Source organism: Streptomyces sp. NPDC006739, from assembly GCF_042869815.1.
Classification (GTDB): Bacteria; Actinomycetota; Actinomycetes; order Streptomycetales; family Streptomycetaceae; genus Streptomyces.
This window is the reverse complement of the sequence record NZ_JBIAGM010000001.1, coordinates 60,399-74,530: the sequence shown is the minus strand read 5'-3', so window position 1 is coordinate 74,530 and position 14,132 is coordinate 60,399. Positions and strand designations below refer to the sequence as shown.

At 73.2% G+C, this 14,132-nt stretch carries 7 protein-coding genes; 4 read left to right on the top strand and 3 right to left on the bottom strand.

The window, feature by feature from the left end; translation table 11 throughout:
• Position 1 precedes the first annotated feature (1 nt).
• The 4 genes from ACFYMM_RS00325 (at position 2) to fxsT (ending at position 7,977) form a co-directional block, all read left to right on the top strand.
• On the top strand, positions 2 to 3,253 hold the full coding sequence (locus ACFYMM_RS00325; protein WP_388382246.1) for an SAV_2336 N-terminal domain-related protein: 3,252 nt from the start codon (positions 2 to 4) through the stop codon (positions 3,251 to 3,253).
• Between the two features lie 91 nt (positions 3,254 to 3,344).
• Positions 3,345 to 3,623: a hypothetical protein gene (locus ACFYMM_RS00320; RefSeq protein WP_388382244.1), complete on the top strand. Its 279-nt coding sequence runs from the start codon at positions 3,345 to 3,347 to the stop codon at positions 3,621 to 3,623.
• Entirely contained in the window at positions 3,620 to 4,897 is a 1,278-nt protein-coding gene (locus ACFYMM_RS00315) for an aKG-HExxH-type peptide beta-hydroxylase (protein ID WP_388382243.1), read from the top strand. Before ACFYMM_RS00320 ends, ACFYMM_RS00315 begins: the two co-directional genes overlap by 4 nt.
• Positions 4,898 to 4,974: 77 nt before the next feature.
• Entirely contained in the window at positions 4,975 to 7,977 is a 3,003-nt protein-coding gene (fxsT, locus tag ACFYMM_RS00310) for an FxSxx-COOH system tetratricopeptide repeat protein (RefSeq protein ID WP_388382241.1), read from the top strand.
• Positions 7,978 to 8,083: 106 nt separating this feature from the next.
• On the opposite strand, the gene ACFYMM_RS00305 is transcribed toward fxsT, so the two are convergent.
• The 3 genes from ACFYMM_RS00305 to ACFYMM_RS00295 form a co-directional block, all read right to left on the bottom strand.
• A complete protein-coding gene (locus tag ACFYMM_RS00305) occupies positions 8,084 to 11,899 on the bottom strand; it encodes a multifunctional oxoglutarate decarboxylase/oxoglutarate dehydrogenase thiamine pyrophosphate-binding subunit/dihydrolipoyllysine-residue succinyltransferase subunit (protein WP_388382239.1) in 3,816 nt (1,271 codons plus the stop codon).
• A gap of 291 nt (positions 11,900 to 12,190) precedes the next feature.
• Positions 12,191 to 13,303 (bottom strand): ATP-binding protein, encoded by a 1,113-nt coding sequence (locus ACFYMM_RS00300; RefSeq protein WP_388382237.1) that lies wholly within the window; start codon positions 13,301 to 13,303, stop codon positions 12,191 to 12,193.
• A complete protein-coding gene (locus ACFYMM_RS00295) occupies positions 13,300 to 14,040 on the bottom strand; it encodes a response regulator transcription factor (RefSeq protein ID WP_388382235.1) in 741 nt (246 codons plus the stop codon). Before ACFYMM_RS00295 ends, ACFYMM_RS00300 begins: the two co-directional genes overlap by 4 nt.
• Positions 14,041 to 14,132 lie beyond the last annotated feature (92 nt).

Genomic DNA, 14,132 nt, shown 5'->3' with positions numbered 1-14,132 from the left:
GATGCGCGGGATGCGTCTGGACGAGCTGATCGGCAAGCTGCGCCAAGGCGGTCTCGAACCCACCGCCGAGGACGTGGCGGACGCCGTCTGGCTGGCCCAGCGGCTCGGCGCGGGCGCGCCCCGCGACGCCCCGCCGGACCGCACCGCGCCCCCTCCGGCCCAGGGCTCCGGCGTGTCCCCGCCCGAGCCGACGGCACCGTACGAGGAACGGGCCGACGAGCGCCGGACGTCCGCCGCCGCTGCCTCCGCCGCCGTTCCCCTGCACACCCCGGGCGCAGCGCCCCGCCCCGCCGACGGCGGCACCCCGGCCGCCTTCCCGGTGCGCGCCCCCGCCGCGAGCGCCCTGCCCGGGCTGCTCGGCCTGGAGAAGGCGCTGCGCGCGCTCGGCCGCTACCGGGTGGCCTCCGCCGCCCTCGCGGACGAGCAGATCGACGAGACGGCCACCGCCGACCGCGCCGCCGCCAGCGGCATCCTGCTCCCCGTCACCCGGCCCGGTCGCCGCCACCGCTGTGACGTCCAGCTGCTGATGGACACCGGCCCCGCCATGGCCGTCTGGGGACAGCTGGTCGAGGAACTGCGCCAGGCCTGCCAGCAGTCCGGGGCCTTCGCCTCCGTCCGCGTCCACCACCTCTACGCCGACGGCTCCGGCGCCCCCCTGGTCGGTACGACGGCCGGGCCGGGCCGGCGCACCCGGCTGCGCTCGGCCGACGAGCTGCACGATCCCACGGGCCGGCGGCTGACCTTCGTCATCAGTGACTGCGTGGGCCCCCTGTGGCAGGACGGCAGCGCCCAGCGCCTCCTGCACGACTGGCCGCGCGCCGCGCCGCTGGCCGTCGTCCAGCCGCTGCCGCCCCGCCTGTGGGCCCGCACCGCGCTGCCCGCCGAACCCGGACTGCTCGTCCGACCGGCGGAGGTCGGCGGGCGGGTCCACTTCCTCCCCGACGACGAGCCCTGGGAGGTACCGGCCCCCGAGGCCCGGCCGGTCCCCGTGCTCCAGCCCACCCCGCAGGCCTTCGAGGCCTGGGCCAGGCTGCTGGCCGGCACCGGACCGACCAGCGAGCGCGCCTGGGCCGCCTTCACCAGCCCCGGAACCGGCCCGAGCACCGGCCCTGACACTGCTCCTGGCCCTGGCCCTGGCCCTGCTCCTGATACGGCCGCCCCAGCCCCGCTTCCCGAGCCGTCCCGCGCCCGGCCCGCCGCCCCGGCCCGCAGCGACGACGACCTGTTGCGCGCCTTCCGGGCTGGTGCCTCGCCCGGCGCCGTCCGGCTGGCCGTCTACCTCGCCGCCGCCCCGCTGACCCTGCCCGTCATGCAACTGGTCCAGCGGGCCATGCTCCCCGACACCGGACCCATGGAACTGGCCGAGGTGCTGCTCGGCGGACTGCTGCGGCAGCTGCCCGGCACCGAGGAGCAGCCCTGCTTCGCCTATCCCGGCCGGGTGCAGGACCTGCTGCTGGCCTCCCTCGACCAGGCCACCGCGGGGCTCGTCCTCAAGCACTGCTCGGCCTATGTGGAACGGCACTTCGGCCGGGGCACCCGCAACTTCGCCGCGCTCGCCGCCGCCCGGCTCGCCGACCACGACCCGGACGCCGCCGGGGCCGTCCCGGACGACACCGGCGCACCGGACGGCGGCGGCAGCGTCGAGGCCGAACTGTTCGCCCGGGTCCCCGCCCGCGTCCTGCGCTTCTACCTGCCCGAACTGGTCACCCCGGACCCGCTCACCGAGGCGGAACGCCTGCTCGACCAGTGGCGGCGGCTGCCCGACCCCGAGGTGCTGCGCCGGGCCCGGGAACAGGCCGAGGAGGCGGCCCACGGGCCCGCCACCCCGGCTCCGCCCGACGCCGGCGCGGGGGTGCGGGCCCGGCTGGTCCTCGGCCGGGTGCTGCGCGCGGAGGCCGGTACGGCGGCGGCCCGCGCCGCGGGCCACCGCGTACCGCTGCTGCGCGAGGCCGTGACCGAACTCGCGGCGGCGCACGCCGCGGCCCCCGCCGACGGCCCCGAACGCGCCGAGGCGGCGCTGGAGCTGGCCGCCTGCCGGCGTGAGCTGTGGCGGCTGACCGCGGAGGCCGGACAGCTGGCCGCCGCACTGGAGGTCCTGGACCCGGGCACACCGCCCTGGCCGGCGGTGGCGGGGCGGACCGGCACCCCGGACCCCGGCGAGCCCCCGGAGCGGCCGGGCGCGCCCTGGTTCGCCACGGCCCACCGCGCCCGGCTCCTGCTGCGCGGCCGGCTCCTGCTCGACCAGCGGCACCCGGGCGCCGCCGTACCCGAACTGCGGGAGGCCTGCGCGCTGCTGGAGGCCGAGGGTGCCGCCGACGCCGTACGCGGACCCGCGCTGCTCGATCTGGCCCGGGCCCTGCGCGGGGCCGGCGCCGAGGACGCCGAGACACGGGAGGCGCTGGTGAGGGCCGAACGGGCGGCCGGTGACGATCCCGGGCTGCTGCTGCCCACCCTGGCCGCGCTGGCCGCCTTCCACGACGCGGCGGGGGAGGCGCGGGAGGCCGACGCGGCCTACGAGCGCGCCGTGCCGCTGGCCCCCGCCGACAGCGCCCGGCGCTGCGAACTGCTCACCGCCTGGGGCGAGTCGCTGCTGCGGCGGGCCTCGACGCGGGACGGCGCCCAGGCCGTGGACCACGCCGAGAACGTCCTGCGCGAGGCGCTGAAGTCGCTGCCCGCCCGGTCCGCCCAGCGGGGAAGACTCCAGGCCCTGGTGGGCAGCGCCCTGGCCCAGCGCTTCCGGCACCTCGGCTTCCTGCCCGATCTGTTCGAGAGCCGGCACCTGCTCGGCCAGGCCGTCCGCGCGGCGGCCGACGCGGCCGTACGGGCGGAGACGTGGCTGCAGTTGGGGCGGGTACGGCTGGAGGGCTGGCACCACGCCGGGTCGCCGGTGCTCACGGACGCCCTGCAGGCGTACGAGAACGCCGAGCGCGAGGCCCGTGCGGCCCACGGCGGCGAACCCGGCTCGGCGACGGCGGCCCGCGCCCGGCACGGCAGCGCGGCGGTGCTCGCGCTGATGGGCCGCCCCGGAGCGGCCCGCGTGGCGTACCAGGCGGCCCAGGAGCAGTGGCAGCGGCTGGTCGGCTCGCTGCGGGAGGTCGACTGGGCGGACGTGGAGCTGACCCGGCTGAGGGCCCGGGACCTGGCCGAGGGCCGACCCCCGCGGCCGCCCGGGGCCGAGTGGGACGAGGTCGCCCCACCGTGGTGGGCCTGGTCCCAGGCCTTGGGCAACTGGGGTGAGCTTGACCGGAGTTGATCCGGGCAGTGTTTCTGCCTCCGGTCTGTCGGGAAGAACTGGGCAGCCGTTGCGGCTGTGCGGGGCGGGCGCGGGCAGGGAGGAGCCGACGGTGACGGAGCGTACGGGGAGGATGTTCGGCCCGGGTGACGACCCCGGGCGGACCGTGCTCCCGCCCGACCTCAGTGACGTCGACCTGCGGACCTTGCGTGCCCTGCGCCATCCAGAGCTGGACGCGGCGGTCGCCCGGCTGCTGGGCGGCTCACCCGGCCTGGAGGACACCTGGTACTCCAACAGCGACGACCCCGTCTGGGACGAGCCGGCCCCCGGTGAGCGCCTGTTTCCGGTCGGATCCGGTACGGCCGCCCGGGGCCGGGAGGGGCGGGGGTGACCTTGCCGGTCACCCCCGAGGTCCTCGCGGAACTCGCCGGTACCCGGCCGTCACCGGCCGGCACCGCGACCCTGCGTGCCGCGCTCCACGCGCGTCGACTCCTGCTCCTCAAGTCCCTCCTCGTCCGCGTCGAACAGCACTCCGCGGCCCTGCCGGCCACGGCCCGCGAGCGCTTCGAGCACCACTGGTCCCTGCTGGAACAGGCGGAACGCGCCGACCCCGCGGCGGTCCGGGAGGTGCTCGACTACCCGACGACCGGAGCCTGGCTGGCCGAGGCGATCGGCGCCCCCGACGGCCCGGCGTTCGAACACCGGCTGGCGCACACGGGAGCCGTCGCCGTGGCCGCGGCCGTGCGCGCGGGCTGCCGGTTCGAGGCCGCGCTCGCCCTGCCCTCGGGGGTTCTGGCCCTGCCCGGCCTCGGCACCCTGCGCTGCCCCTCGGGCCGGGTCCGGCTGAGCGGCCGGGCAGGTCTGGTCCGGATGGCGGAGCGCCCCGGCGGCCCCGGCGTCGTCCTGCTGCGGGCCCGCGGCCCGGCGGCGCGCACCGTGGGCGGCGGGCCGGGCTGGTCCGCCGTACGGCCGCTGCCCGGCGGCCGGGCCGTCCTGGACGATCTCGACCCCTACCGCGTGCCCGGGCGGGGGATAGGCCCGGACGCCCTCGCGCCGGCCGGCCGCCAGGAGGTCTCCCACCGGCTGTGGGCCCAGCGCTGGCGGGAGGCGCGGGCGCTACTCCGGACGACCGACCCGGACCGGGCGACGGAGGTCACCGCACTGCTGTTCGCCCTGGTGCCGCTCGCCTCACCCGGCCCGGCGGGCGGCACCACCGTGAGCGCCACCCTGCGCTCGGCGCCGGGCGCGGTGCTGACCCAGTTCCCCTCCGACGCCGGCGATCTGGCGGAGTCCCTGGTGCACGAGACGCACCACACCAAGCTGACCGTCCTCAACGACCTGCTGCCGCTGTGCCGCCAGAACGGCGGCACCCGGCACCGGGTGGGATGGCGGCCCGATCCGAGGCCGGTGCTGGGGGTGCTCCAGGGGGCGTACGCCCATCTTGCCCTCACCGACCTGTGGCGGCGGGCCCGCAACGAGCCCGCCGCGCCGGCGGTCTGGCGCCACCGGGCCGGGGGGCGTTTCGAGAAGTACCGGGAACAGGTGGGCGAGGCCTTGTCGGCCCTGCTTGGATCAGATGAACTGACCCATGCGGGAAGGGAGTTCGTCCGCGAGATGGGGCGGCGGCACGAAAGTCTCGGCACACCGGCCGGAAACTTGTCGTGACCCTTCGTCAAGGGGTGACTGCGTTGCGTTAGCGTGTGCTGCGACACTGCGGCAGACGCGGGAACAGGGAGCGTGCGATGGCGGAACAGCGGCGGTCGGACGGCGAGGGTGGATCGGCACCCGAGCGCGTCCTGGTGGTCTTTCCCGGCTACCACCGCTCGTGGGCGGCGTGGATCGCCCAGTGCCTGGAGAGTCACGGACACCGGGCCACTCTGCAGCGCTGGGACCCGCCGCGCGAGGTCCCGCTGGAGGACTCCCTCGGTGACCTGCTGCTCTCCTCGGGGCCGGTCCTGCTCGTCCTGGACGACTGGTTCTTCGAACTGGGACCGCGCCCGGCGTCCGAGTGGAACGACGTCCTGCGCGGGTTCGTCGCCGCGCACACCGAGCGCTTCGCCGCCGTCAACCTCACCAACCGGCCGTTGCTGCCCGCCACCGCCGTACTCGAACCGGCCAGCCTGTGGGGGCTGAACGAGGAGGCCGCCGAGGACCGACTGCTCGGCCGGCTGGGCCTGGAGCGCCGCCGAGTGCCCAGAGCGACGCGCACCCGCGCCCGCTACCCCGAGTCGCGCTGCGAGATCTGGGGCGAGGTCCCGCGCCGCAACCCGCGCTTCACCGGCCGCGACGACCTGCTCACCGCCCTGCACCAGCGCCTCGCCGACGCCGAGCGCGGGGCCGCCGTATGCACCCTGCTCGGCATGTCCGGCATCGGCAAGACACAGCTCGCCGCCGAGTACGCGCACCGGTTCAGCACCGACTACGACGTGGTCTGGTGGGTCAACTCCGACGACCGCAACATCCAGCGCGACCGTCTGGGAGAGCTGGCCGTGGAACTCGGCCTGCGCATCGGCAGCGAGCCGGGCGAGCGCATCCGGGCCGTCCGGGAGGCCCTGCGGCGCGGTGAACCGCAGGGCAACTGGCTGGTCATCTTCGACGGCTGGGACGACACCGACGGCGTCAACGCGCTGCTCCCGCAGGGCACCGGACACGTCCTCGTCACCTCCCGCAACCGCGGCTGGAGCGAGCACTCCGACGTCCTGGAAGTCCCCGCCTTCCTGCGCGCGGAATCCACCGCCTATCTGCTGCGCCGGGCCCCGCACATCACGGGCGCGGAGGCCGACGAGGTCGCCGCCGAGTTCGGCGACGTACCGCTGCCCCTGGTGCAGGCGGCCTCCTGGCTCGGCGAGTCGCGCATGGAGGTGCCCGAGTACCTGCGGATGGTGCGCGAACGCCGGCTGTCCACCGTCGACGAGCCGGCCACCGGCGACGGCTTCCCGCAGTCGTCGATGACCTCCTGGTCGATACTCCTGAACCGGCTGCGCCGCTCCGAGCCGCAGGCCATCGACATCCTGGGCCTGTGCACCTCGTTCGCCCCCGGACGCATCCCGCTCGGCTTCATCCGCGCCTACCCGCAGGCCGACCTGCCCGAGGAACTGCGCTGGATGGCCACCGACCTGCCGGCCTGGACCCGGGCCCTGGACACCCTGGTCAACTACTCCGTGCTCACCCGCGAGACCCGCGGGCCCGTCGTCGCCGAGATGGGTCCGCACCAGGAGTCCGTCCACATGCACCGCCTCGTGCACGACATCGTCTCCAAGCTCTCCAGCGAGGAGAGCCGCACCACCCACCGCCGGGCGGTGCGCACCCTGCTCGCCGAGGCCGACCCCGGCAACCCGCTGGACAGCAGGAACTGGCCCCGGTACGCCGAACTGCTGCCCCACCTGGAGCCCTCCGGTGCGCTGAGCAGCCGCCGGCCCAGGGTTCAGGCGACTGTGCTCAACTGCCTGCGGTACTGCTCGCGCAGCGGTGAGTACAACGCCGGAATGGACCTCGCGCACCGGATCCGGGAGAACTGGTCGAGGATCATGGACCCGCTGGCGCAGCCCATGCTCGACCTGACCACCCAGGAGAGCAACATCCTGCGGGCCGGCGGCAGGTTCCGCGAGGCGCACGACCTCGACCGGGGCGTCCTGGAACGGCTCCAGCAGGCACCGGAGAGCAAGCCGCTCGCCGAACTGACCATCAAGGGCACGCTGGCCATCAGCCTCAGACAGCTCGGCCGCTACGAGGAGGCGCTCGCGCTCCAGCAGGAGGTCCTGGAGGGCAACGCGGCACTGCTCGGACCGGACGAGATCCTCACCCTGATCGCCCGGCACAACCTCGGCGTGGGACTCAGGCTCCTCGGCCGCTACGCGGAGGCCTACGAACTCGACCTGGAGACCCTCGCCCGGCGCGAGAGCGTCCTGCGCGCCCGGCACATCAACACGCTCAGCTCGGGCAACGCGGTCACCCACAGCCTGCGCCTGCTCGGCCGCTACCGGGAAGCCCTGGCCCGCCAGGAACCGGTGCTGCGGCTGCACGTCCAGGTCCTCGGCCCGCAGCATCCGCAGACCCTGGAGGCCCACTCCCAGCTGGTGATGTGTCGCCGCCGGGAGGGCGGCCGGACCCAGGACGTGGGCTCCGCGATGGCCAGCCTCCTGGAGCAGCTCCAGCAGGTGCACGGCCGCGAGCACTACCGCACCCTGTCCTTCGTCACCAACTACGGCAACTACCTGCGCGAACACGGCGACCTGGGACACGCCCGGGAACTCATCGACGAGGCCGAGGCGGGCTACCGCGCGCTCCTCGGCCCGGCCCACCCCGTCGCCACCGGCATGCTCTCCAACACCGGTCTGATCATGCAGGCGGCCGGTCAGCGCGCCGAGGCCCTGTCGATGTTCGAGTCCGCCCTGGCCGGCCTCACCGCCACCCTCACCGCGGACCACCCCTGGGTGCTGGGCTGCGCCCTGAACGCGGCCGGCGCCCGCAACATCAACGGCCGTGTCCCCGACGCCGTGGAGCTGAGCCGGGAGACCCTGCGCCGGGCCCGGCGCTCGCTGGGCGACGAGCATCCGCTCACCCTGTCCTGCCAGGTCGCCCTCGCCGCCGATCTGCGCGGCGCCCGCGAGCAGGAGGAGGCCGGGAAGCTGGAGGAGGACGGCCTGCTCGGGCTGACCCGCACCCTGGGCGCCCAGCACCCGCACACCATCTCCGCCCGCCAACGCAACCGGCCCTACTGGGACTTCGAGCCCTACCTCAGCTGAGCGACGGGACGCTGGCGGCGGCACACCGGAGAGAAGGGCCCGGCCCCGAGTCGTGAACTCGGGGCCGGGCCCTTCTGTCGTGCCGTGCGGTCCGTGCGGCCGGGGCCTACGCCTCGAACACCTCACGCACCAGCTGCTCCTGCTCGGCCTGGTGCCGCTTCGCGGAACCCACCGCCGGGGACGAGCTGTGCGGCCGCGAGATACGGCGCAGGCGCTCGCCGTGCGGGACGTCCGCGCCGACGGCCAGGTCGAGGTGGTCGATCAGGTTCAGGGCGATGAACGGCCAGGCACCCTGGTTGGCCGGCTCCTCCTGGACCCACAGGTACTTCTCGGCGTTGGGGTACTTGTTGACCTCCGCCTGCAGCTCGGCACCCGGCAGCGGGTAGAGCCGCTCCACGCGGATGATCGCCGTGTCCGTGACGCCGCGCTTCTGCCGCTCGCCCTCCAGGTCGTAGTAGACCTTGCCGGCGCAGAAGACGACCTTCCGGACCGCCGCCGGGTCCACCGACGCGTCGCCGATGACCGGACGGAACTGACCCGACGTGAACTCCTCCGTCTTCGACGCGGCGGCCTTCAGACGCAGCATCGACTTCGGGGTGAAGACGACCAGCGGCTTGTGGTGCGGGTTGTGCACCTGCCACCGCAGCAGGTGGAAGTAGTTCGACGGCAGCGTCGGCATGGCGACCGTCATGTTGTTCTGGGCGCACAGCTGCAGGAAGCGCTCGACCCGGGCCGAGGAGTGGTCCGGGCCCTGGCCCTCGTAGCCGTGCGGGAGCAGCAGGGTGACGCCGGACGTCTGGCCCCACTTCTGCTCCGCCGCCGAGATGTACTCGTCGACGACCGACTGCGCGCCGTTGACGAAGTCGCCGAACTGCGCCTCCCACATCACGAGCGCGTCGGGACGGGCCAGCGAGTAGCCGTACTCGAAGCCCATGACCGCGTACTCGGACAGCAGCGAGTTGTAGACGTTGTAGCGGGCCTGGTCCTCGGACAGGTAGAGCAGCGGGGTGTAGTCCGCACCCGTCTCGCGGTCGATCAGCACCGCGTGGCGCTGGCCGAAGGTGCCGCGCTGGGAGTCCTGGCCGGACAGCCGGACCGGCGTGCCCTCCAGGAGCAGCGAGCCGATCGCGAGGGTCTCGCCCATGCCCCAGTCGATCGTGCCGTCCTCGACCATCGTCGCCCGGCGCTGCAGCTGCGGCAGCAGACGCGGGTGGACGGTGAAGTGGTCGGGGATGTTGACCTGGGACTCGGCGATGCGCTTGACGACCTCGGCGGAGATCGCCGTGGGCACCGCGATCGGGAACCCGTCCTGCGGCTGCTGGGTGTCGGCGGCGGCCGGCTGCGAGGTGGCCTCGCGGACCTCCGTGAAGACCTTCTCCAGCTGGCCCTGGTAGTCCTGCAGGGCCTGCTCGGCCTCTTCCAGGGTGATGTCGCCGCGACCGATCAGGGACTCGGTGTAGAGCTTGCGCACCGAGCGCTTCTTGTCGATCAGGTCGTACATCAGCGGCTGGGTGAAGGCCGGGTTGTCGGACTCGTTGTGACCGCGGCGGCGGTAGCAGATGAGGTCGATCACCACGTCCTTGTTGAACGCCTGGCGGAACTCGAAGGCCAGCCGCGCGACCCGGACGACGGCCTCGGGGTCGTCGCCGTTCACGTGGAAGATCGGGGCCTCGATCATCCGCGCCACGTCCGTCGCGTACATCGACGAGCGGGACGACTCCGGGGCGGCGGTGAAGCCGACCTGGTTGTTGATGACGATGTGGACCGTGCCGCCGGTGCGGTAGCCGCGCAGCTGCGACATGTTCAGGGTCTCGGCCACCACGCCCTGGCCCGCGAAGGCCGCGTCACCGTGCAGGGCGACCGGCAGGACGGTGAAGTCCGTGCCGCCCTTGTTGATGATGTCCTGCTTGGCGCGGGCGATGCCCTCGATGACCGGGTCGACGGTCTCCAGGTGGGAGGGGTTCGCGGCCAGCGAGACGGTGATCTGCTCGCCGTCCAGGCCGGTGAAGGTGCCCTGGGCGCCCAGGTGGTACTTCACGTCGCCGGAGCCGTGCATCGACTTCGGGTCGAGGTTGCCCTCGAACTCGCGGAAGATCTGCGCGTACGACTTGCCGACGATGTTCGCGAGCACGTTCAGCCGGCCGCGGTGGGCCATGCCGATGACGACCTCGTCGAGACGGGACTCGGCCGCGCTGTCGAGGACCGCGTCCAGCAGCGGGATGACGGACTCGCCGCCCTCCAGGGAGAAGCGCTTCTGGCCGACGTACTTCGTCTGCAGGAAGGTCTCGAAGGCCTCCGCCGCGTTCAGCCGGCGCAGGATGCGCAGCTGCTCCTCGCGCTCCGGCTTGGTGTGCGGGCGCTCGATGCGGTCCTGGATCCACTTGCGCTGCTTGGGGTCCTGGATGTGCATGAACTCGATGCCGGTGGTGCGGCAGTACGAGTCGCGCAGCACGCCGAGGATGTCGCGCAGCTTCATCATCGACTTGCCGGCGAAGCCGCCGACGGCGAACTCGCGCTCCAGGTCCCACAGGGTGAGGCCGTGCTCGGTGATGTCCAGGTCGGGGTGCTTGCGCTGCTGGTACTCCAGCGGGTCGGTGTCGGCCATGACGTGGCCGCGGACCCGGTAGGAGTGGATCAGCTCGAAGACCCGGGCGGCCTTGGTGACGTCGTCGTCGTGCGAGGCGTCGATGTCCTTGAGCCAGCGGACCGGCTCGTAGGGGATGCGCAGGGCCTCGAAGATGGCGTCGTAGAAGCCGTTCTCGCCGAGCAGCAGGTTCGCGACCTGGCGCAGGAACTCGCCGGAGGCGGCGCCCTGGATGACCCGGTGGTCGTAGGTCGACGTGAGCGTCATGACCTTGGAGATGCCGAGCTTGTTCAGGGTGTCCTGGCTGGTGCCCTGGAACTCCGCCGGGTAGTCCATGGAGCCGACGCCCATGATCACCGACTGGCCGGGCATCAGGCGCGGCACGGAGTGGACGGTGCCGAGGCCGCCGGGGTTGGTCAGGGAGACCGTGACGCCGGTGAAGTCGTCCATCGTCAGCTTGCCGTCGCGGGCGCGGCGGACGATGTCCTCGTAGGCCTGCCAGAACTCGAAGAAGTTCAGCGTCTCGGCCTTCTTGATGGCCGCGACGACCAGCTGGCGGTCACCGTTGGGCTTGACCAGGTCGATGGCGAGGCCGAGGTTGACGTGCGGCGGCTTGACGAGGGTCGGCTTGCCGTCCTTCTCGCCGAACGACCAGTTCATCGACGGCATGGCCTTGATGGCCTGCACCATCGCGAAGCCGATCAGGTGCGTGAAGGAGATCTTCCCGCCCCGGGCGCGCTTGAGGTGGTTGTTGATGACGATGCGGTTGTCGAACAGCAGCTTCACCGGGACCGCGCGGACCGAGGTGGCGGTCGGCAGCTCCAGCGAGGCGTTCATGTTCTTCACCACGGCGGCGGCCGGGCCGCGCAGCGTGATCAGCTCAGGGCCCTCCTTCGCCTCGCCGGCGGGCTCGGGCTTGGCCGGGGCCTTCGGCTGGGCGGCGGCCGGCTGCGCGGGCCTGGCGGGCGCGGCCTTCGCGGGCGCGGGAGCCGCGGGGGCGGCCGGAGCGGGCGCCGGGGCGGCGGCCTGGGGCGCCGCGGGGGCGGCCGGAGCCGCCGGGGCCGCGGGCGCGGCCGGCTGGGCCTGGGCGGCCGGGGTGGTGGTCCCTGCGGCCCCCGCGGCCGCAGTACCCGCCGGAGCCGACGGGGCGGCGGGCGCCCCGGGCTTGTAGTCGGCGAAGAAGTCCCACCAGGCTCGGTCTACCGAATTCGGGTCCTGGAGGTACTGCTGATAGATCTCGTCGACGAGCCACTCGTTGGGACCGAACGCGGCAGCGGGGTTCTTCCCGGCTTGGTCATCGGTCGAGATGCTCGAGTTACTGGGGGACTGTGGCGACACGGCGGCAACCGCCCTCTTCCGCTTCACAAGGTGATGGACAGCGGGAATAAAGGCTACGCCTCCAAGACCGCGAAGGTCAGGTCGGGCCCGTTCATCGTCGCGTAAGTCACATCGGAAAGTGTGTTTCGGGGCTTGATATGGCGGGAAACAAGCGTGGTTCCGCACATGAAGGCGAGTGAGAGGGTGCGCCGACCGGGGCCCGGCGCGACGGCGTCCCGGGCCTGTCCCTGATCACACGTGCCCGCCTGCGCGGACGGCCGTGGATCTTGTGGCTCCGGTTCGAACTTTACGTCAATTTGGCACGGAAGACAGTCCCGGGAGGGTGACGATGATCCTGCAACCCCGGTCGGATTCGGCCACACCGATCCGGCCGCCGTGCAGATCCACCGCCCACCGGGCGATCGCCAGACCCAGCCCCGTGCCGCCGTCGCTGCCGGGCCCGTGCGGCCGGCTGACCGCCCCCCGGTTGAAGCGCTCGAACACCCGGCGCCACTCCGACCTGGGAATACCGGGGCCCTCGTCCAGGACCTCCAGCTCCAGCGACTGAGGCAGCGGCCCGCGCCGCGCCTTCACGGTGACCCGCCCGTGCGGCGGGCTGTGCTTGACCGCGTTGTCGATGAGGTTCGCCATGACCTGGTGGATGCGCTCGGGGTCCGCGTGTGCGGTCAGCTCGGGCGGCGAGACGTCCAGGTGCAGATGGACGTCCGTACGGGTGTGGCTGCCGGAGCCCGAGGCGAGGCCCGCGCGCGCGGAGGACACCATCTGGGCCTCCTTGAGGACGCCCGAGAGGTACGGCCACACCTCGAAGCGACGCTGGCGCAGCGGTACGACGCCGTTGTCCAGGCGGGACAGGTCCAGCAGGGTCTCCACCAGCCGGCCGAGCCGCTCGGTCTGCTTCAGCGCCGTGCGCATGGTCTCGGTGTCCGGCTCGGCGATGCCGTCCACGACGTTCTCCAGCACCGCGCGCAGACCCGCGATGGGGGTGCGCAGCTCGTGCGAGACGTTCGCCACCAACTCCTTGCGCTGGCGGTCCTGGGCCTCCAGCTCGTCGGCCATGACATTGATCGTCTGGGCCAGGTTGCCCAGCTCGTCCCGGCGGTTCTCGTGCACCCGGCGGGTGTAGTCGCCGTGCGAGATGGACCGGGCCACCGTGTTCATCTCGTCGAGCGGCGCGGTGAGCGAATGGGCCACGAACTGCGTTATCAGCAGTGTGGCGATCATCGAGAAGACCGTGATGAAGCGCAGCTCCGTCTTGGTGTGCACCGCGATCATCGACAGACCGGTGGTGATCAGCACCGAGATGACGACCAGCGCACCCAGTTTGGTCTTGATCGAGAACGGGCGTACGCCACCCCAGGGCTCCTCCCCGGGGCTCCTCCGCGCGGCCGTCCGCCCCTCGCTCATGGCGTCGGTGTCTCCAGCGCGTAGCCCACACCGTGCACCGTGCGGATCCGCTCGGCGCCGATCTTCCGGCGCAGTGCCTTGATGTGGCTGTCGACGGTGCGGGTCCCGGAGGCGTCCGCCCAGTCCCACACCTCGGCCAGCAGCTGCTCCCGGGAGAGCACCGCGCGCGGGGTGTTCGCCAGGCAGACCAGCAGGTCGAACTCCGTCGGCGTCAGATGGACGTCCTCGGAGCGCACCCGCACCCGGCGCTGCGCGTGGTCGATCTCCAGCTCGCCCAGGCGCAGGATGCCCGAGCGCGGCGTGGACGCGGCGATCGCCGCCCGCTCCACGCGGCGCAGCAGCACATGCACCCGGGCCGCCAGCTCCCGCATGGAGAACGGCTTGGTCATGTAGTCGTCGGCGCCGACCCCGAGCCCGACCAGCATGTCGGTCTCGTCGTCCCGCGCCGTGAGCATCAGTACCGGCACCGGCCGCTGGGCCTGCACGCGACGGCAGACCTCCAGACCGTCGAAGCCCGGCAGCATGATGTCGAGGATCAGCAGGTCGGGCTGCCAGGCCTCGGCGGTGTCGACGGCGGCCGGGCCGTCGCCCGCGGTCTGCACGAGGAACCCTTCGGCGCGCAGCCGGGCCGCGATGGCGTCGACGATCGTCGGATCGTCCTCGACGACCAGGACCCGGCGCTGTGCGCCGGGCGTGGCCGTCGCCGCGCCGTTGTGGGAGGTGTGTGTCTGCTCCATCGCCCGCCCCTGAGTGTGCTTTCCGGAACCAGTGGGGTGGTTCCTCGGTCTGCGCATGGTTGCGATTGACGCTTGAATGATCTGCGTCAGGG